This window comes from Pontibacter sp. HSC-14F20, from assembly GCF_019599265.1.
GTDB lineage: Bacteria > Bacteroidota > Bacteroidia > Cytophagales > Hymenobacteraceae > Pontibacter.
The window spans coordinates 98,477-118,005 of record NZ_JAHZTC010000004.1; the positions used below are offsets into that span (position 1 = coordinate 98,477).

The window sequence follows — 19,529 nt, forward strand, 5'->3', positions numbered from 1 at the left end:
CTCAAAACAGCTCCTTTAGCCATTGAAAAAATTTAGGTCGGGTATAGGCAACAGCGCCTATGTCAGGTGTGTCAGTTGGATGAATGGGATTACCGAGTATATCTAGTGATGCGGGCGCAAAAGGCGAAGGAAGAGACACGGCTATACCTTGCCTGATCAAAGGTGATTTTTTCTGAAGGCTATACCTGTCGCGCAGAGTTTTCAGATCAAGCGGATAGCCCAGCGGGCCCGCCGTGCCAGGCGCCAGCAAGTGCGGGTCAGCCACTATACCTGTTGGAGCGCCGTTCATTGTCTCCTGTCGGGTAGCCTCCTTAAAATCGTGGAGGGAGGTATAGCGATCATCGCCCCACACAAAGGTATAGCGGTCATGCTCGCTGAAGTAGGCGTTGTTGTGAAAGGAGACACCTATGGTGGTGTCGGTAGCCACCACCATAGGTGCTCCGTTGCGGCTGTAGAAGATGTTGTTGAAAAACCTGACGTTATGGTGACCGCCGCTCTTGAAGAACACGCCTCCGCCTGAAGGTGCTACAGAGCTGTCAGCAAAAATGGTGTTGTTATACACGAGTAAGTCCAGGTTGCCGCCTCTGTCATAGTTCTCCACCCAAAGCGTGATGCCCTTGTAATCATTTTTGCGTCCGTCGTTTTCCGAGATGTTATACCTGACCACGTTGTTGCGCATCGGCCGGGCCCACTCAAACTGCGCGATCAGAAAACCTGCCCCGTCATTGTCGTGCGAGTAGTTGTACTGCATCACAGAGTTGGTCACGCCGCCGTCTAGGTCAAAGCCACCGCCGTCGCAACCGCTGCCCGCGCTCATGTTGAAGGTCTCGTTATATTGGATGGTGATGTCGTTGGCATCCCAGGCCCAGATGCCGATCGGTCCTCCGCAATTCTTGTTCTGCATACCTGAAGTATGCACCACACTGTGCTCGATTGTGCCTCCGTCCACGTCTGACAGCACGATGCCGCTTCCGCTGTGCTTTTCGGGGAGGATTAGCCCGTATATTTTGTACACATGGCACTGCCCGATGTAGATATTTTGGTGCGCGTAGCCGGTTTTGGTATGGTCGAACTGTCCGTAGGTGTTGATGCCGACCGAGTCGATGTCGTGGACTATGGCATGCGTAATGCGGGCATCGCGAAAGCCGCTGTTACCGTTCCAGGCACCCAGCGTTATCCCTGATTTGCGGAAGCCGCTCACTTCCACTTGATCAATGATGATGTGTGGTAGCTTCACATTGCCGGGCAGGTCGTTGTAGAAAAGGATGCCGTGGTTGGTATTGCGGGTATAGCCACTGCCCCGGAAGTTCAGGTCCCGGATTTCTATACCTGCCACATTGTGCGCATAAAAGCCGTACCTGCCACCCGCATCAATGGTGGCGCGGCCTTCGCCATAAGAACTGATGACCAGCGGAGCACCTTCGCCCTGGAGATTTTCCTGGTGAAAATAAAGTCCGCCCGAAAAGGTATGGGCGCCTTCGAACAGCAGAGAATCACCTGGGCTATACCTGTGCTTGTTCGCTTTGGCAATGCTGCGCCAGGCGGAAGCAAGAGACGTGCCTGGGTTGGCGTCATTGCCCCTGGGGCTGATGTAGTAGGTATGTGCCAAGGTATAGGGTGCTAAGCAAAGAGACAGACAGGTGTAAAAAAGTAGCGCCAGGGCCAGTTTCATAGTAAACGGTGTTCAGGTATAGGTATAACCAGAAGGCAGTTATACCTGTCGGAGTCTATTTATTGATGCCGCTGTTGGGCATTTCCAGTTCCGATACGTGCAACGGACGAAGCATGGATGTTTTCTTGTGCTGGTGCTCCTGCATGCGCTGGAGTATATCGTCGAGTAATTCCACAGCTCTCAGCACGTAGGGCCCTTTATTGAGCATCACACAGTCGGCACGCTGCGACATGGCCGCATCCGTAATCTCGGCCCTTGACGGACGCCCTTTCTTGGCAAGCGACTCCAGTACCTGCGTGGCCCAGACTACGGGTATATGTGCTGCCTCCGTTATCCACAGAATCTCCTCCTGTACCTCGGCCAGCCGTTGCCAGCCGCACTCCACAGCCAGGTCGCCTCGGGCAATCATCACGCCCACCGGATGGTTTTTCATGACGGTCAGGAGCAGGTGCGGCAGGTTACGGAATCCTTCCTTGGTCTCAATTTTAAGGATGATGCCCAGGCGGGGAGGGGCTTTCAGGCGTTTGAGTTCCTTGTGCAGCGCCTCAATCATCTCGGGGTGGTTCACGAAAGAGAGGCTCACGGTGTCGGCATGTTTCACCACAAAAGCCAAGTGCTTGCAGTCCTGCTCTGAAAGTCCGTTCAACTGCAAATCGCTTTCGGGCAGGTTAATGCCCTTATCATGCAACAGACGACTCCCTGACTCTTTGGCTTCAGTAATTTTCACGAGCAGGGCATCGTCGCTCACGTTCATGATCACCCCCGCTATTTTGCCATCGTCAAACAAAATCGGTTGGCCTGTTTTCACGCGAGTGAACACCTCGGGCAGGGTACAGGCAATACGTGCAGGTTTCACAATGTGGCCTTCGGCGTCGTAGAGGGCAGGTTCGCCAGGCATTTCGTCTTTAGTGAGCACCAGCAAATCGTCTTTGCGCAGGTAAATGGGCGCCACGCTGGCAGGCAATTCTCCCACTTTAGCGCTGCGCTCTAAGGCGCTCTTTTTATTGATAGTAAGTTCAGTGCCGGTGCCGATGTAAGATGATTTGAACAGATGCGCGATCACTCCCTTTTCTTTGCGCTGCATCACGGTGAAAGAACGTTTACGGCCACGCGTATCCTTAAATCTGAGCTTATCGCCCTGTTGCAGTTGTGCTACCCAGGCCTCGTCGAGCGGCAGGCTGGCATCTGTGGGCACCTCGCTTTCCACATCAGCAGGGGCGAGCCATACCTTGGCGGGGGATACAAGCTGTCCCAGTTCGTTTTGTATCGGGCGGATGGGCAGCAGGGCGGGGCCGGGTGTGAGCGGACCGGTGCGCAGTTTGGGGCCCATCAGGTCCATCAAAATTTTGCAGCTATGGCCTGTTTCTTTTTCAGCCTTCCGGATAGACTGCACCATCGTTTCCCATACCTGCTCGTCGTCGTGGGCACAGTTGATGCGGGCGCAGTCCATACCTGCCAGCAGCATGCGCTTGACCAGTTCGTAGTCCTGCGCCAGTTCGGTGGAGAAGGTGACCATAATGCGGGTGCTGCGTTTAGGAGGCCGGGCTCCCAATAGTTCGCTAGTATGCTTTTCGAGCAGCTCAACGCTCTCGGCATGCGTCACAGGTATAGGTTTTTGAGTAGGCGCACAATCGAGCAAATGGCAGAGCATGTTGTGCACCGCCTGCAGACTAGCCAATACATGTCCTTCAGAGCGACCCAGCGACGAGAGTCCTAAACGGGCCAGGTTCTCCTGCAACTGCCGTATGTCGTGCTGACGCAGCGAGAGGTAGTGCAGCAGGTTGCGGGCACTTGTACGGAAAGACGGATGCACGCTTTTGATAGCGGGCGTAAACTTCTTTTCCAGACTAAGAGCGTCCTGGTGCAGCACATCCAGCTGCGAAATCATCTCGTGAAGGTGTTTCTGGTCTGTTCGCATTTTAATTAGGGGTATAGCATATTATCAAACTATAGAGTTGGGGATAGGGTTGTTTAAAAACTGTTCACCATGGCCCGGTGCAAGGAAATGGAACTCCAGTAGCCACTTGCAATAATTCGGCGGATGCTGTGCAGCGGGTCGTGCGGGTCACGTTTATCGGCCAGTTGAAAAGCCGCTACCAGGCCACGCTGTTTCAGTTCAGGTATAGCCTCGGGGTTCCAGAGTCCGAATGGGTAAGCGAAGTATTCAGTTGGTTTTCCTGTGATCTCGGCCAGTTGCCGCGATGGTTTTTCTACTTGTGTTACCCAGTCCTTGCCTTGGTATTTTTTCACGTTCTGGTGGTCCCAGGTATGCGAGCCAATCACGTGCCCTTTGTCTGAAAGTTCCTTTACCTGCGCTTTGGTCATGTAGTTAGGCCTGCCGAGCGATACGGTCATGATGAAGAAAACGCCTTTGAAACCGTACTTTTCCAACTCAGGTGCTGCCACGCTAAACTGACCCAGGCTGGTGTCATCGAAAGTGAGCATCACAGGCTTTTCGGGAAGCAGGGCACCAGTGGTCAGGTAGGCCATCAGTTGGTCGGGTAGCACGGTTTGGTAACCGCTGTCGGCCAGCATTTTGAGGTGGTCCTTGAAGCGCTCCTCCGGTATAATATAATCCTTGGCCTGTTTAGAATCCTTTTCTCGCCAGTCGCGCACCTGGTGGTAACACAGAATGGGTACTTGTTTGCGGGCGATGATGGTTTCAGCATCGGCGATGGAGTTGGCTGCCAGGGCCACAGGCTGATCCGGACCGGCAGGTATAGCTGCCTGCAATTGCAGACTGTCAGGTATAGCGGTGTCGGAATGGGCAGATGCAACAGGTATAGCGGCTTCGACAGGCGACAGGGTATCGGCGGTTTTGCCTTCCTGCACACAGGACGAAAAGCCAACAAGCAACACGAATAATAAAGCAAAAACAGGTAGGCGGAAACGGAAGTAAGGGGATTTCATGGCAGGATTTGTAAATGTCATAATGATAGCGATTTTTCAGCTATTTTCCGAGTTATTGAAGAGAATAACCGCTACCTTAAGCTACCATTCCTAAGAGAATCGTTAACCGCTCAATCTATACCTGAAACCGCCTATGGCAGCTATTCCCTTTACCCGCGAGGCCATGTTGCGCCAGCTTTCCGATGTACCGGCCTGGGATGTGCTGGTGATTGGCGGAGGCGCCACAGGTTTAGGAACAGCTCTGGATGCTGCTTCGCGCGGGTATAGGACGCTTTTGTTCGAGCAGTCCGATTTTGCGAAAGGCACTTCGAGTCGCAGTACCAAGTTGGTGCACGGCGGGGTGCGCTACCTGGTGCAGGGCAATATTCGGCTGGTATTCGAAGCGCTGCGGGAGCGGGGAATTCTCCTGCGCAACGCCCCGCATGTGGTGTCGGTGCAGCCTTTTGTGTTACTTTGCTACACTTGGTGGCAGCGCTTTTTTTATGGCACCGGCCTCACACTCTACGATTTGCTGGCTGGCAGGTATAGCCTGGGTCGCACCGCCTGGTGGAGCCGCAAAACCGTGCTCGAGCGCATGACGAATATCAAATCCGAAAACCTGAAAGGCGGTATCGTGTACTATGACGGGCAGTTCGACGATGCCCGGCTGGCCTTGAACATCGCCCAGACCTGCGCTGAGCAAGGTGCAACGGTGCTGAATTATGTTCGCGTGACTGGTCTCACCAAAGATGCCCAGGGAAAAGTGAACGGTGTGGAAGCGCTAGATATCGAAACCAGCCAATCCTATACCTTGCGGGCCAAAGCGGTGGTGAATGCAACAGGCGTATATGTAGACGACATCCTGCAACTCGACAAACCCACCAAGAAACCATTGGTAATGCCGAGCCAGGGCGTACATGTGGTACTTCATAAATCTTTTCTGCCGGGCGACACTGCCTTGATGATTCCTAAGACCCCCGATGGCCGTGTGCTCTTTGCTATACCCTGGCAAGGCCACGTGCTGGTCGGCACGACCGATACACCGCTGCAGCAGCTGAGTCTGGAGCCTGTTGCGCTGGGAATCGAGATTGATTTTATTCTGCAAACTGCTGGAGCTTATCTGCAGAAGTCCCCGACCCGACAGGATGTGCTGAGCGTGTTTGCCGGCCTTCGTCCCTTAGCTGCTCCAAGCAACTTAACCGGTAGTACCAAGGAGATTTCACGGAGTCACAAATTGCTGGTAGCACCCTCATGGCTGATTACCATTACGGGCGGCAAATGGACCACCTACCGCCAGATGGCAGAAAACGCAGTGAACGCTGCCATCCGGGTAGCGGGTCTGCCGGCTATACCTTGTCGTACGGAGAAATTGGCTATACACGGTGCTATACCTTCGTCAGCTATACCTGTGTCGGATAATCCAAGCGCACTTGCCATTTACGGCAGTGATGCAACGGCTTTGCAGGCGCTGATGCAGTCCGAACACGAACTGGCCCATAAGCTGCACCCTGACTTTTGCTATACCTTAGCGGAAGTGGTTTGGGCGGTGCGGTACGAAATGGCCCGTAGCGTGGAGGATGTGCTGGCCCGGCGATTGCGGGTGTTGTTCCTTGATGCCCGTGCTGCGCTGGAAATGGCGCCTTTGGTAGCCGAAGTCATGGCACGCGAGCTCAATCGCGATGAGGTATGGCGGCGGGAGCAAATTGCAGCTTTCGAAATGCTCGGGAGACACTATCTGCCAAGAGTCACTGAAAAGCCGGCTATGCGGGCACATTGACGAATTTTTTCCGAAATTGCAGCAAAATTACCCAACCTCATGCAACGACCCTTCAAAATCATCATAATGGCCGGCATTGCGCTGGTACTTTTCTACTTTGTGCGCGAGTCTTTCCTGAGCGACGACAATTACCTGATTCCACTGAAAAAAGAGCGGGAGGAAAAAGATCTGTCGTTTCGCGGCCGCACGAACAGCCCATTTGAGGAAGCCGACCGCAGGATGTTCACCAACCTGGTCTACTACGAGCCCAACCTGGATTACCGCGTGAACGTGAAGCTGGAAGATATTTCCCCGAAAGACACCGTGCACATGCCCATGACCAACGGCAGCACCGAGGCCTATATGCGCTATGCCATCGCCAACTTTGAGCTAAACGGAGAGCCGCAGCGTCTGACGCTCTACAAAAAGGTGAAAGAGGAAGAAGAAAAGCTGTTTGTGCCTTTCACAGATAAAACCAACGGTTTCGATACCTATGGCGGCGGCCGCTACCTGGATGTGCCGCTCAAGGAAGGCGCTAAAACAGCCACCCTCGATTTCAACCGTGCCTACAGTCCTTTTTGTGCTTACAACCCTGAGTACGTGTGCCCGGTGCCACCCAAAGAAAACCGCCTGACCGTGGCAGTAGAGGCTGGTGAGAAGAACTACGAAAAAGTGCATCCGGTGGTGGAGTAGATTTGGGGCAATCCTTTGTCAAGAAGTCAAAAGACAAAACCTTTTGGAACAAAATAATCCTTAATTTTGGGGAATAGCTTCAACCGAACGGGGCTATACCTTACAGAACAACAAAAATAACCATGCTGATTTCATTCGACTGGCTGAAACAACTCATTTCTATAGATAAAACCGCTGAAGAAACAGGCGCCTTGCTGACGGGCTCTGGTCTGGAAGTGGAAGCAATTCACAATTTCGACCAGGTAAAAGGCGGTCTGGAGGGCATCGTGATCGGCGAAGTGCTCACCTGTGAGCGCCACCCGGATGCTGATCGCTTGAGCGTGACCACTGTGGATATCGGTACAGGCGAGCCAAGCCAGATTGTGTGCGGTGCACCCAACGTATCGGCCGGACAGAAAGTGGTAGTGGCGACCGTAAATAGCACGCTTTACCCAAGCGGTGGGGAGCCTTTCAAAATCAAAAAGTCGAAGATACGCGGCGCTGCTTCAGAGGGTATGATTTGCGCTGAAGATGAGATTGGCGTCGGTACCTCCCATGCCGGCATCATGGTACTTGATACTGACCTGCCAAACGGTACGCCTGCCGCTGAGTATTTCGGTTTGGGTTCTGATAAGGTGTTCGAAATTGGTCTGACGCCAAACCGCGCTGATGCTGCTTCGCACTTGGGTGTTGCCCGCGATCTGAAAGCCCTTTTGCGTGTGCCGTACACCTTGCCTTCCGTAGAAAGCTTCAACGTGAGCAATACGACCCGCCCGATTGAGGTGGAGATTGAGAACATAGAAGCTTGTCCGCGCTATGCGGGTGTGACGGTGAGCGGTGTAAAGGTTGGTCCATCGCCGGAGTGGCTGCAGAAGCGCCTGCGTGCCATCGACCTGGCTCCGATCAACAACATCGTGGATGTGACCAACTACGTGCTGCACGAGCTCGGTCAGCCACTGCACGCCTTTGACGCTGACAAAATCAAAGGCGATAAGATAGTGGTGAAGACGGCCGAAGCCGACAGTAAATTTGTAACGCTGGACGGTATAGAGCGCAAGCTCAAGGCGAATGACCTGATGATCTGCAACGCCGCTGAGCCTATGGCGATTGGTGGAGTATTCGGTGGCAAAGAGTCGGGTGTGGGCGAGGAAACGACGAGTGTTTTCATCGAAAGTGCTTACTTCTCGCCGGACTACATCCGTCGCACAGGTATGGCGCACGGCCTCAAAACTGACGCCTCTTTCCGTTTTGAGCGCGGCACCGACCCGAACATGGTGATTACCGCTCTGAAGCGTGCTGCTTTACTTATACAGGAAGTGGCTGGCGGTGAGATTAGCTCCGAGATTGTAGACGTATACCCACAGCCGGTTCAGGACTTAGAGTTATCTCTGGATATCGAGCGGGCTCATACCTTGATTGGTCAGCACATCGGTGCCGAGCGAATGAAGACCATCTTAACCGACTTAGGTATAGAAATCACCGGTGAAACGGAAGAGAAACTGCATGTGTTGGTGCCGCCGTTTAAAGTAGATGTAACCCGCGAGGCGGATCTGGTGGAAGAAATTCTGCGCATCTACGGCTTTAACAACATCGAGGTGAGCGAGCATATGGCCACCACCTACATGGCCAGCTTCCCGAAGCCTGACCCAGAGCACATCACAGGCACCATACTGGATTATATCTCAGCTAATGGTTTCCACGAGATCATCACCAACTCTATCACCAATTCCAACTACTATGCTGCCGGCGGAGAAGAAGAGATGGCCGGTCTGGTGAAAGTGCTCAACTACAACAGCGAGGACCTCGACGTGCTGCGCAAAAGCATGGTGTTTTCGGGTCTGGAAGTGCTGCGCTACAACATTAACCGCCGTCAGCGCGACCTCAAGGTATACGAACTCGGCAAGGTATACGAGCAACTGGAGGACGGTTACAAGGAGACCCGCAAGCTGGCGCTCTACATGGTAGGCAACACCACCGCCGAAAGCTGGAAGCAGCCCGCTCAGAAAGTGGCTTTCCATGATCTGGCAGGTATGGTGCAGAACGTGCTGCAGAAACTCAATGCTGCCGACTACGAAGTGCAGGCCATTGATCAAAGCTGCTACATGCGCCAGGGCATCACCTATGTGAAGAACGGCACTGTGATCGCGCAGGTTGGTTTGCTGGACGCCGTCGTGACCAAAGCCATGGACGTGAAAGAACAGGTATGGTACGCCGAACTGAACTGGGAATACCTTATCAAGAAATACAAAGACAAACTGGTGGCCGAGGAGCTTCCGAAATTCCCGGAAGTGCGCCGCGACCTGTCGCTTGTGGTAGACAAGAACCTGACCTTTGAGCAACTGAAGCAGGTGGCCCTGCGCACCGAGCGTAAGCTTTTACAAGGTGTGAATGTATTCGATGTGTACGAAGGCGACAAGATAGAAGCAGGCAAGAAAGCCTATGCTTTGAGCTTCACGTTGCTGGACCGCCAGCAAACTTTGACCGACAAAGTGATCGACGGCGTGATGAACCGCCTGATGCAGCAATTTGAGAAACAGCTGGGAGCCATTATCCGCAAATAGTTATGCCAAAGGAAAAACAACTGCAACAGCTTCAGTCGATTGAGAACAAGGTGCGCCAGCTCCTAAACCGCCACACCGACGCGCAACAGAAGCTTGCCGCCGCGCAGGAAGAAATTAAAATGCTGGAGTCGCAGCTGCAAGAGCGGGAACAGCAAATAAAAAATTTTCAAAATCAAGAGAATATTGTTAAGATTGTAGATGCGATAGCAGGAAACACTGCAAATTCGACAGAGTTAAAGCTGAAGTTAAACGAATATATAAGGGAAATTGATAAGTGTATCGCCTACTTACGTGACTAGCGGGAGGCAGTGAGCTGGAGCCGGACATACGGCAGGCCATTGTCAGGAAGCAAAGAAACGGAGTAGCCCTATACCTAAAAAACGCAACGGATGGGTGAATTAGCTATTAAGATTCGCATCGCAGAACGCGAGTATCCGATGCGGGTGAAGGAAGAAGAAGAAGAAAGGCTTCGGGTGGTGGGTAAACTTTTGAACGAGCGCCTGCGCTTTTTCAAAGACCAGTTTGGCATACAGGACAAGCAGGACTTGCTGGCTATGGTGGCTTTTGAAACCATGGTGGACAAGCTGAAGCTCGAGGATGACAAAAATGCCCATCTCGACAAAGTAGGTGCGCAACTGAGCGTGCTCGACGAGCTCTTATCAACAAATAAGTAAACCAAACCGAGACTGCTCCCTAAGTAGTCTCTTTAACTACAGTGTGGTTTGTAAAGCCACTTCACTGTCCTGCTGCAGGAACTGCTATTGTTTTTATAAACCATAAAAGCGTATAGTATGTCCGATATTTTAATCATTTTAATCACCGCCATTGTCGCGCTCGGAGTCGGCGTGTACATTGGGCGCGTACTCCTGCAAAAGGTATACAAACAGCAGGAGGAAGCTGCCCGCCAAAAGGCAAAATCCATCATCCGCGAAGCTGAAATCAACGCCGAGGGCATCAAAAAAGACCGCATGCTGGAGGCTAAGGAAAAATTCCTGAAGCTGAAGTCTGAGTTCGAAGAAGAATCGAACAAGAAGAAGAATATCATCATCCAGAACGAGAACAAAGTAAAGCAGCGCGAGCAGCACGTGGCCAAGCAAATGGAGCAGACCAAGCGCCGCGAAACTGAACTCGACAAGGAGAAGGAAGCCCTCGACCACCAACTGGAAGTTCTCAAGAAACGCAAAGAAGAAGTAGAGCAGCAGCACAACGAAGTAGTAGCCCAACTGGAGAAAATAGCTGGTCTGACCGCCGCTGAAGCCCGCGAGCAAATGGTAGAGGCCCTGAAAAGCGAAGCCACGTCGCATGCATCTTCTTACGTGAAGGATATTGTGGCCCAGGCCAAACTCACCGCTACCAAAGAAGCCAAGAAAATTGTGGTGGAAACCATACAGCGTACTGCTGCGGAGCATGCCATCGAAAACTGCGTGTCTGTTTTCAACATCGAAAGCGACGACATCAAAGGCAAGATCATCGGTCGTGAAGGCCGTAACATTCGCGCTCTGGAAGCTGCAACTGGTGTGGAAATCATCGTAGATGATACTCCGGAGGCGATCATCATCTCTGGTTTCGATCCGGTTCGCCGCGAAATTGCCCGTCTGTCGCTGCACCGTTTGGTTGCCGACGGTCGTATCCACCCGGCTCGCATTGAGGAGGTGGTTTCGAAAACCCGCAAAAACATTGAAGAAGAGATCGTGGAAATCGGTGAGCGTACTGCCATCGACTTAGGTATACATGGTCTGCACCCGGAACTGATCAAGATGGTGGGCCGTATGCGCTTCCGCTCGTCTTACGGACAAAACCTGTTGCAGCACTCACGCGAAGTAGCCAACCTGTGCGCCACCATGGCCGCAGAACTTGGTCTGAACGTGAAACACGCCAAGCGCGCCGGTCTGTTGCATGACATTGGTAAAGTAACCCCAGATGAGCCGGAATTGCCACACGCGATCATCGGTATGGAGCTGGCCAAAAAATACAAGGAGCATCCGGATATCTGCAACGCCATTGGCGCTCACCACGATGAGATTGAGATGACAGCGATGATTTCTCCGCTGATTCAGGCTTGCGACGCTATTTCTGGCTCGAGACCAGGTGCCCGCCGCGAGATCATGGAGTCCTACATCAAGCGTCTGAAGGATCTGGAAGCTGCCGCTGTATCATTCGACGGTGTGAACCAGTGCTACGCCATTCAGGCTGGCCGCGAGCTCCGCATCATGGTAGACGCCGACAATGTGAGCGACGAAAAAGCCGCACAGCTTTCATTTGACATCTCTCAGAAGATTGAGAAAGAAATGCAGTACCCAGGCCAGATCAAAATCACGGTTATCCGCGAAATGAGAGCCATCAGCTACGCCAAGTAAGGATAGCATCAGGTATAAAATAAAAAGCCGCCTGTTACTGTTGTAGCAGGCGGCTTTTGCATTAAACTAAACCAATCGTCACTTAATTCTTAGCTCAGGAAAGCCTTCAGCATCCAAAGCGTTTTTTCATTTTCGTTGATGTCTTCGCTTACCAGCGCTACCGTACCTTCGTCGTCACGCTCGGCAGCCAGCGCCAGAATATCACGTTCCAGGCTTACAATCACAGATAGATTCTGGTGCGTCGCTTCAACCGTTTCGCGGTCGCCGGTTAGGCTTGATGCCTCCTGTATGCTCGACACACGCAGGTAATCCGAGAAGGTATGCAGTGGCTTCTGTCCGATGGTCAGGATACGCTCTGCCAGCGCATCGATGCGGGCCAGCGCGCTGTTGTACAATTCCTCGTACTTGGCATGCAGCTGGAAGAAGTGTATGCCCTTGATGTTCCAATGGAAACCGCGCAGGTTCTGGTAGTAAATGTGATAGTTGGCCAGCAACTCGTTCAATTTGTCGGCAATATCTACTGAATCTTGTTTCTCTAGTCCAATGTTCGTCAGCTTATTCATAGTTCTATATTTTGGTTGTTTGTATATACAAATATATCCAAATTGCGATTATAAACCAAATCGATTATATTGATGCGGGTATAGAGATAATCTATACCTTAGCGGGTGGAAGCTAAAAAGTCTGCCTGCCTGGGGTGACTGGAATGTTGAGATAGAACGCCTCCATACTATACGTTTGATAGCATGACACTGGTACAATTAGAATATTTATTGGCGGTAGACACGCACCGTCATTTTGCGACAGCGGCAGACCACTGTTTCGTGACACAGCCTACTCTGAGCATGCAGCTGCAAAAGCTGGAGGAGGAGCTAGGGGTACAGTTATTTGACCGGAGCAGAGTGCCCGTGCGGCCCACCGAGATTGGGAAGGAAGTGATTGCCCAGGCCCGTATTGTGGTGGCGGAGTCGAAGAAGATACGGGAGATTGTGCAGAACCAGAAGCAGGAATTGAGCGGTGAGTTGCGGGTAGGCGTTATACCTACCTTGGCACCATACCTGATTCCGCTGTTCGTGACGAGCTTTATGGAGAAGTACCCGGATGTGCGGCTGGTGGTGCAGGAGCTGCTGACCGAGGAAATCGTGCAGAAGCTGAACTACGAACTGCTGGATGTTGGCTTGCTGGTGACGCCCCTTGACGGCAAGTCTATAAAGGAGTTGCCGCTGTTTTACGAAGCTTTTGTGGCCTATATCAACCCGGCTCACCCATTGGCTAACAGCAAGGCTATAAGCCCGGAGCAGCTCGACCTGAACGAACTGTGGGTGCTCAACGAAGGGCACTGTTTCCGGAGCCAGGTGCTCAACATCTGTAACCGGGGTGGTGGTACAACCCCTTCCGGCCACTTCGACTACAAGAGCGGCTCCCTCGAAACCCTTAAACGCATCGTAGAAACCCAGCGCGGGCTCACGCTGCTACCCGAACTCTCCGTACTCGATATACCTGCTGAGAAGCAGTTGCTCGTTCATACCTTCCGGGAGCCGCAGCCGCAGCGGGAAGTAAGCCTGGTCGTGCACCGCAGCTTCCTGAAAAAACGCCTGATCGAGGCCTTGCAAGATGAAATTGTAGCCGCTATACCTGCACACATCCGTAACCGAAAAAAGCAGCAGGTAGTGGGAGTGAAGAAGTTGGGGAGTTGAGGAGGTTGAAAGAGCAAGAGAGGTCAAGGACTGTTTGAATTCTGCTTAAGTGTTTGTCTGAATCAGGATTTATAGGACTGTTTTGCAAGATTTAACACACCCCTGCTCTTCCCGTGAGGGGAATTTCTGGCGTTGCCGTCACCAAGGTATAGCAAGAATAACTTGACCCTTGAACTATGAAACAGATTACTTAAGCCCGGTGCACTCTTGACGATTTTGTGTTTGAGCGGTCAGCGAGTTTAAAAGCGTCTTGACTTTTTTGCTTACTTTTTTTGTGAAGACAAAAAGTAAGGCCCGCCCGGCCAAGGCAAGCTATAAAACAATAGCATTTGCTATACCTGCATAGGTGATGCTACGCCAGCAAGGTATATCCGCTACTATCACCGCATAAAACAAAAAGGGCTGCTTCATCAGAAGCAGCCCTTTTCTATGATTATACCTCTAATCAGGTATAGCAAATCAAATTAAGCGTTGATCATGCCAGCTTTCTGCAGCACCTCTACCATCGTAGCACCAATCTCAGCAGGAGAATCTACCACGTGAATGCCATTCTCGCGCATGATCTTCATTTTAGCAGCAGCTGTATCGTCAGCACCACCTACAATCGCACCTGCGTGACCCATGCGACGACCAGCTGGAGCAGTCTGGCCAGCAATGAAACCTACAACTGGCTTCTTGTTGCCAGTCTCGCTGATGTACTGCGCAGCCATCGCTTCGTAGTTACCACCAATCTCACCGATCATCACAATTGCGTCTGTTTCAGGGTCTTCCATCAGCAGTTGTACTGCATCTTTGGTTGGCGTTCCGATGATCGGGTCACCACCGATACCGATAGCTGTAGAGATACCCAGGCCAGCTTTCACAATCTGGTCAGCAGCCTCGTACGTCAACGTGCCTGACTTGGACACGATACCAATACGACCTGGCTTGAACACGAAACCTGGCATGATGCCAACTTTTGCCTCACCTGGCGTAATCACACCCGGGCAGTTTGGACCGATAAGGGTCACATCTTTGCCTTTCAGGTAGTTTTTGGCCATCACCATGTCTTTCACAGGAATGCCCTCTGTAATCGCTACGATTACTTTGATGCCCGCATCAGCAGCTTCCATAATCGCGTCGGCAGCGAAAGCGGGTGGCACGAAAATGATGGAAACATCGGCTCCCGTTCTCTTCACAGCGTCTTCTACTGTGTTGAAAACCGGCAGGTCGAGGTGGTTGTTGCCGCCTTTACCTGGTGTAACACCACCCACTACGTTGGTGCCGTACTCGATCATCTGAGAGGCGTGAAAAGAACCTTCGGAGCCCGTGAAGCCCTGTACGATCACTTTCGAATCTTTATTTACTAAAACACTCATGTGTATCTTATTAAGTTGATGAATGATGGTCTAAAATAAGGTAGTGCAAAAATAGGCTTTTTTGCGGCGCTTCCAAAAAATAGTTATAGCTAATATAGCCTCTAAATCAGCTTGGCGGAACGTGAACAGGTATACCTGTTGTTGTAGGCAGGGCAGGGAGCTATACCTGTTAAGTATAATTTTTATTACGTACCTTTGCACCCGTATCTCAAAAAAGCACTCAAATGAAATACCTGAATCATATAACCGAGGCAATCGGTAACACACCCTTAGTAAAGCTGAACAAGGTAACCGAAGGCATTAAAGCGACGGTACTGGCCAAAGTAGAGTACATGAACCCAGGCAACTCCGTGAAGGACCGCATGGCAATCAGAATGATTGAAGATGCCGAGAAAGCCGGAATCCTGAAGCCGGGCGGCACGATCATTGAAGGCACGTCAGGCAACACAGGTATGGGACTGGCGCTGGCAGCTATCGCGAAAGGTTATAAGTGCATTTTTACGCTAGCCGACAAGCAGAGCAAGGAGAAAATGGATATTTTGCGTGCCGTTGGTGCCGAGGTACGTGTGTGCCCGACCAACGTAGCCCCTGACCATCCGGATTCGTACTACTCGGTGGCCAAGCGCCTGAATGAAGAGATTCCGAACTCATTTTACCCGAACCAATACGACAACATGTCGAACTGGGCGGCGCATTACGAGTCTACCGGTCCAGAAATCTGGGAGCAGACAGAAGGCAAAGTGACGCACTTTATCACTGGTGTAGGTACAGGCGGTACAGTAACCGGTATCTCCCGTTACCTGAAAGAAAAGAACCCGGATGTAGTAACTGTAGGTATAGACACGTATGGTTCTGTGTTCAAGAAGTACAAGGAAACCGGTATTTTTGACGAGAACGAAATCTATTCTTACGCCACAGAAGGTATAGGCGAAGACATTCTGCCTAAGAACGTGGACTTCGATGTGATCGACCAGTTTGTAAAAGTAACCGACAAAGATGGCGCCGTGATGACGCGCAGACTGGCCAAAGAGGAAGGTTTGTTTGTAGGTTGGTCTTGCGGTACGGCCGTGTATGGTGCGCTGGAATATGCCCGCGAGAACAATCTAACGGAAGATGATGTTATTGTAGTGTTGCTGCCAGACCACGGTACCCGTTACCTGGGCAAAATCTACAACGACGACTGGATGCGCGCGCAGGGCTACATCGATTAAATACCCCGGTATAGCTAAATTGAATCCTTAGAATTTGGTGGAGGCATCCAACTTACGTAACTTGTACTGTGATAACTACAAAGGATTTGAAATAAATTACAGGATCACTAAATTTAGAAACGTTAGCTTTAAAGAAACGGCTTGCGTAATAATACAAGCTGGAATAGGTTAGCTATGAGAAAAATATCAGGCGTACTTCTTATTGACGACGACGATACTACAAATTTCCTGAACCAGCGTCTGCTCGAGCGGATGGAGGTAACAGACAACATACGCACATTTGTGAATGGTAAGCAGGCGTTTGACTATCTGTATAATGTAAGTAACAACAACTACGAGCAGACGGATGCAAATTATTTTCAGCCGGAACTGATCTTCCTGGACATCAGCATGCCGGTGATGGATGGATTTGAAATGCTGGACCTGTATGAGCGGCTGGACCCCGAGTTCAGGAAAAACATCATACTGGCCGTGCTGACAACTTCTACGCACCCACAAGACACGGATGCCGCCCAGAAATATTCGGCAGAGTACCTTACCAAACCGCTTACAGCAGAAAAAGTAAAAAACCTGATCAGTAAGCATTTTAGCTCCACCAATCAGGAGGCTTAAGGGGTTGTAGGTATAAAGACGAGCCGATGTGCTGACTCTAGCAAGAGCAGCGCATCGGCTCGTTTTATTTTTGAACGCCAGGTATACGGAAAGAGCGTGAGGAATATTAACCGATTTTAGGTTATACCTGAAGAATAGTAGGTATAGGCGACTACAAAGGGAGGTTGCGCTATACCTAGAACGAGAAGCCAAAATTGGATTTGATCAGCAGGTTCAGAATCACGCCCCCGCCGGCCAGCAGCAAACCAATCCCGATCAGTTTTTCAATATCCTGCATCTTTCCCTGCCGTTTTTTCACCAGGTTGCCTCCAATAGCCCCAAGTGCAAAAGCTGCCATTAGCGGCAGGCTGCGGCTCCAGATCACATTGCCGAGCAGGTAGTGGCTGATGAATCCCGTAAAGCTGGTAATAACCAAAATGAAAAGTGAAGTAGACGTGGCGATCTGAGAAGGCATCCGGAACAGCTTGATCATCATGGGCGTTTGCAGGAAACCGCCCCCAATGCCAAATAAACCGGCTATTATACCTGAGGCAAACCCAAACACTGAAACCACACCACCGTTGAGCCGGTAAGCCAGGTGCTTGGCCCTGTTTTTCCGGATAAAGGAAGTCGGCACCCGACGGATGCGGTACATCATGCCGGAATGGCGCTGCATCCGCTCTTTTTTCTGAGGCTTCACCATAAAGAAGCCCACTGTCAGCACGAAAAGCGCAAATATGACCTGCAGCTCTGAGACCGGTAAAAAAGCTACCATAAAAGCACCCAGCACCGTGCCGGCCACCGCCGGAAACTGAATAAGCGAACCCACCAGGTAGTCGATGCTGCGGTCGCGTAGGTTAAAGGCAGAGGCAATGATAGAAGCCGGCACCAGCGCCGACATGGTCGCACCGATGGCTATTTCGATGTTGTATCCGAAGAAGATGATCAGGATCGGCACCATGAACACGCCTCCTCCGAAACCGATGATGGTGCCAAACCCACTCACGAGCGCACCCACGACAAAAATGATGAATTCCTCCATTTGCAAAGCCCCGCAGGGCCGTGGTATTATACCTTTTATGCAAGGTATACTATTCAGCTACAGGTACGAATTTAAAGTCATCTCCGTTAAACAATCCTTTGTCGCTGAGCTTGAGCGAAGGTATAACCAGCAGTGCCATGAACGAGAGCGTCATGAAAGGGGAGGCCAGTTTACTGCCCATCTCCTTGCTCATGCGGTCGATAGCCGAGTAAGCCTGGGCCACCTCATAGCCGTCTGCCGCCGACATAATACCTGCGACCGGCAGTGGTAACAATTGCTCATTATCGCCATCCACGGCAGCCACGCCACCTTTTGCACTGATGATCAGGTTCACGGTGCGAGCGATGCTTTCGTCGTCTACACCCACGGCAATAATGTTATGCGAGTCGTGGCCAACGGAGGAGGCGATAGCACCGCGCTGTATACCTACATTCTTGATAAAGGCCACTGCTGGCTCGGCATTCTCATACCTGTTCACAACGGTTATCTTGAGCACATCCTGCGGCACATCTGACTGGATAAAGCCATTTTCGATTTTCGGCTCCGCCCATATCTGGTGCGTGATCAGTTGCCCGTCAAACGCCTCAATCACCCGGATCTTACTGGCGCTGTCGGCTGGCAGTCGGAACTGCTCCGGCGTTTTCGGTTCGGTATTGAAATTGTTGATCTCCTCACTTGGCGTGAAGGTGATTTTAGACTTGCCCTTTTCTGCTACCAACTCCCCATTGATGTAGGTTGCTTCCACCACAAAATCCTCGAGGTTATTGACCAGGATAAAGTCAGCAGGATCGCCTTCGCGCAGCAAGCCGACTTCCAGCTTGTAATGCTCGACCGGGTTGAGGCAGGCGGCACGCAGCACATGGAACAGGTCATGGTTTTTGGCAAGGGCGCGTTTCACGAGCAGGTTCAGGTGGCCTTCCACGAGGTTGTCAGGGTGTTTGTCGTCGGAGCAGAACATGATGCTGTCCGGATGGCTGGCGAGCAAAGGTATAAGCGCTTCAAAGTTCTTGGCGGCACTTCCTTCCCGGATGAGGATCTTCATGCCTACCGCTAGTTTGTCGAGCGCCTCTTCTGCTGTAAAGCACTCGTGATCGGTGGTGATGCCGGCCGATGCGTAAAGGGCAGCCTGTTCGCCGCGCAATCCGGGTGCATGACCGTCCACTGCTTTGCCGTATTTCTTGGCCAGTTCGATTTTCTCCATCACCACAGGGTCGCGGTGCAGCACGCCGGGCCAGTTCATCATCTCGGCCAGGTACTTTATTTCGTCGCGCTGGAACAAGGTTTCGATGTCGGCAGCCGTTATCTCAGCACCGGCTGTTTCAAAAGGAGTGGCCGGTACGCAGGAGGGAGCCCCGAAATAAAACTTAAAGGGTACCTTTTTTCCGTTTTCCACCATGTACTCTACGCCAGCTATACCCAGCACATTGCCGATCTCGTGCGGGTCCGACACCGTGGCCACCGTGCCGTGCGGCACGGCCAGTCGGGCGAATTCGGAAGGTACAAGCATGGAGCTTTCCACGTGTACGTGGGCATCTACAAAGCCGGGCAAAATATAACTGGAAGAGGAGGTGGCCTCACGAACTATTTTAGAAATGCGGCCGTTTGACACATGGACCGTTCCCTCAAAAATCTCTTGCTGGTGCAGGTCAATAATGCGTCCGCTTACGGTATAGGAGGTATGCATGGATAGGACTGTCTTGTGGATATAAAATGCCCGCTGATG

General features: G+C 51.7%; 15 protein-coding genes and 1 pseudogene. 9 read left to right on the forward strand and 7 right to left on the reverse strand.

Annotated elements, in window-relative coordinates; all coding sequences use genetic code 11:
- Position 1 precedes the first annotated feature (1 nt).
- From K3G39_RS05525 to K3G39_RS05535, 3 genes are read right to left on the reverse strand one after another with little or no spacing between them, the layout of a single operon-like run.
- Complete coding sequence (locus K3G39_RS05525; RefSeq protein ID WP_220625185.1) at positions 2-1,672, reverse strand: right-handed parallel beta-helix repeat-containing protein; 1,671 nt, start codon at positions 1,670-1,672, stop codon at positions 2-4.
- Positions 1,673-1,727: 55 nt separating this feature from the next.
- Positions 1,728-3,590 carry a pyruvate kinase gene (locus tag K3G39_RS05530; RefSeq protein ID WP_220625186.1) on the reverse strand — a complete coding sequence of 621 codons (1,863 nt, stop codon included), beginning with the start codon at positions 3,588-3,590 and terminating at the stop codon, positions 1,728-1,730.
- 53 nt (positions 3,591-3,643) lie between these two features.
- Positions 3,644-4,603, reverse strand: a complete 960-nt coding sequence (locus tag K3G39_RS05535) for a polysaccharide deacetylase family protein (protein WP_255594024.1) — start codon at positions 4,601-4,603, stop codon at positions 3,644-3,646.
- Between the two features lie 112 nt (positions 4,604-4,715).
- On the opposite strand from K3G39_RS05535, the gene K3G39_RS05540 reads away from it, so the two are divergent.
- The 6 genes from K3G39_RS05540 (at position 4,716) to rny (ending at position 11,907) form a co-directional block, all read left to right on the forward strand.
- On the forward strand, positions 4,716-6,338 hold the full coding sequence (locus tag K3G39_RS05540) for a glycerol-3-phosphate dehydrogenase/oxidase (protein WP_220625187.1): 1,623 nt from the start codon (positions 4,716-4,718) through the stop codon (positions 6,336-6,338).
- A 39-nt stretch (positions 6,339-6,377) separates the two neighbouring features.
- A complete protein-coding gene (locus K3G39_RS05545; protein WP_220625188.1) occupies positions 6,378-7,010 on the forward strand; it encodes a DUF1684 domain-containing protein in 633 nt (210 codons plus the stop codon).
- Between the two features lie 122 nt (positions 7,011-7,132).
- Complete coding sequence (gene pheT, locus K3G39_RS05550) at positions 7,133-9,550, forward strand: phenylalanine--tRNA ligase subunit beta (protein ID WP_220625189.1); 2,418 nt, start codon at positions 7,133-7,135, stop codon at positions 9,548-9,550.
- Positions 9,551-9,552: 2 nt separating this feature from the next.
- On the forward strand, positions 9,553-9,849 hold the full coding sequence (locus K3G39_RS05555; RefSeq protein WP_220625190.1) for a hypothetical protein: 297 nt from the start codon (positions 9,553-9,555) through the stop codon (positions 9,847-9,849).
- Positions 9,850-9,939: 90 nt separating this feature from the next.
- The gene (locus K3G39_RS05560) at positions 9,940-10,224 is read left to right on the forward strand and encodes a cell division protein ZapA (protein WP_116544875.1); all 285 of its coding nucleotides are present in this window, start codon (positions 9,940-9,942) and stop codon (positions 10,222-10,224) included.
- Positions 10,225-10,341: 117 nt separating this feature from the next.
- Positions 10,342-11,907, forward strand: a complete 1,566-nt coding sequence (rny, locus tag K3G39_RS05565) for a ribonuclease Y (RefSeq protein WP_220625191.1) — start codon at positions 10,342-10,344, stop codon at positions 11,905-11,907.
- Between the two features lie 89 nt (positions 11,908-11,996).
- Here the strand turns inward: rny and K3G39_RS05570 are convergent, their stop codons facing one another.
- Positions 11,997-12,470, reverse strand: coding sequence for a Dps family protein (locus K3G39_RS05570; RefSeq protein ID WP_220625192.1), 474 nt, complete (start codon positions 12,468-12,470; stop codon positions 11,997-11,999).
- A gap of 183 nt (positions 12,471-12,653) precedes the next feature.
- Here K3G39_RS05570 and K3G39_RS05575 point away from each other — a divergent pair, with 183 nt between their 5' ends.
- On the forward strand, positions 12,654-13,604 hold the full coding sequence (locus tag K3G39_RS05575) for a hydrogen peroxide-inducible genes activator (protein WP_220625193.1): 951 nt from the start codon (positions 12,654-12,656) through the stop codon (positions 13,602-13,604).
- A gap of 464 nt (positions 13,605-14,068) precedes the next feature.
- On the opposite strand, the gene sucD is transcribed toward K3G39_RS05575, so the two are convergent.
- A complete protein-coding gene (sucD, locus tag K3G39_RS05580; RefSeq protein WP_220625194.1) occupies positions 14,069-14,962 on the reverse strand; it encodes a succinate--CoA ligase subunit alpha in 894 nt (297 codons plus the stop codon).
- Between the two features lie 224 nt (positions 14,963-15,186).
- Here sucD and K3G39_RS05585 point away from each other — a divergent pair.
- Together K3G39_RS05585 and K3G39_RS05590 are read left to right on the forward strand one after the other, a co-directional pair.
- Positions 15,187-16,170, forward strand: a pseudogene (locus tag K3G39_RS05585) (PLP-dependent cysteine synthase family protein); the annotation flags it as partial.
- A 177-nt stretch (positions 16,171-16,347) separates the two neighbouring features.
- On the forward strand, positions 16,348-16,785 hold the full coding sequence (locus K3G39_RS05590; RefSeq protein ID WP_220625196.1) for a response regulator: 438 nt from the start codon (positions 16,348-16,350) through the stop codon (positions 16,783-16,785).
- A gap of 175 nt (positions 16,786-16,960) precedes the next feature.
- Here the strand turns inward: K3G39_RS05590 and K3G39_RS05595 are convergent, their stop codons facing one another.
- Together K3G39_RS05595 and ade are read right to left on the reverse strand one after the other, a co-directional pair.
- Entirely contained in the window at positions 16,961-17,806 is an 846-nt protein-coding gene (locus tag K3G39_RS05595) for a sulfite exporter TauE/SafE family protein (RefSeq protein ID WP_220625197.1), read from the reverse strand.
- Positions 17,807-17,855: 49 nt separating this feature from the next.
- Complete coding sequence (gene ade / locus K3G39_RS05600; protein ID WP_220625198.1) at positions 17,856-19,490, reverse strand: adenine deaminase; 1,635 nt, start codon at positions 19,488-19,490, stop codon at positions 17,856-17,858.
- Positions 19,491-19,529 lie beyond the last annotated feature (39 nt).

Coding starts and splice junctions, on each gene's coding strand:
- K3G39_RS05525 (WP_220625185.1), bottom strand. CDS start 1,672: ATGAAACTGGCCCTGGCGCTACTTTTTTACACCTGTCTGTCTCTTTGC.
- K3G39_RS05530 (WP_220625186.1), bottom strand. CDS start 3,590: ATGCGAACAGACCAGAAACACCTTCACGAGATGATTTCGCAGCTGGAT.
- K3G39_RS05535 (WP_255594024.1), bottom strand. CDS start 4,603: ATGACATTTACAAATCCTGCCATGAAATCCCCTTACTTCCGTTTCCGC.
- K3G39_RS05540 (WP_220625187.1), top strand. CDS start 4,716: ATGGCAGCTATTCCCTTTACCCGCGAGGCCATGTTGCGCCAGCTTTCC.
- K3G39_RS05545 (WP_220625188.1), top strand. CDS start 6,378: ATGCAACGACCCTTCAAAATCATCATAATGGCCGGCATTGCGCTGGTA.
- pheT (WP_220625189.1), top strand. CDS start 7,133: ATGCTGATTTCATTCGACTGGCTGAAACAACTCATTTCTATAGATAAA.
- K3G39_RS05555 (WP_220625190.1), top strand. CDS start 9,553: ATGCCAAAGGAAAAACAACTGCAACAGCTTCAGTCGATTGAGAACAAG.
- K3G39_RS05560 (WP_116544875.1), top strand. CDS start 9,940: ATGGGTGAATTAGCTATTAAGATTCGCATCGCAGAACGCGAGTATCCG.
- rny (WP_220625191.1), top strand. CDS start 10,342: ATGTCCGATATTTTAATCATTTTAATCACCGCCATTGTCGCGCTCGGA.
- K3G39_RS05570 (WP_220625192.1), bottom strand. CDS start 12,470: ATGAATAAGCTGACGAACATTGGACTAGAGAAACAAGATTCAGTAGAT.
- K3G39_RS05575 (WP_220625193.1), top strand. CDS start 12,654: ATGACACTGGTACAATTAGAATATTTATTGGCGGTAGACACGCACCGT.
- sucD (WP_220625194.1), bottom strand. CDS start 14,962: ATGAGTGTTTTAGTAAATAAAGATTCGAAAGTGATCGTACAGGGCTTC.
- K3G39_RS05590 (WP_220625196.1), top strand. CDS start 16,348: ATGAGAAAAATATCAGGCGTACTTCTTATTGACGACGACGATACTACA.
- K3G39_RS05595 (WP_220625197.1), bottom strand. CDS start 17,806: ATGGAGGAATTCATCATTTTTGTCGTGGGTGCGCTCGTGAGTGGGTTT.
- ade (WP_220625198.1), bottom strand. CDS start 19,490: ATGCATACCTCCTATACCGTAAGCGGACGCATTATTGACCTGCACCAG.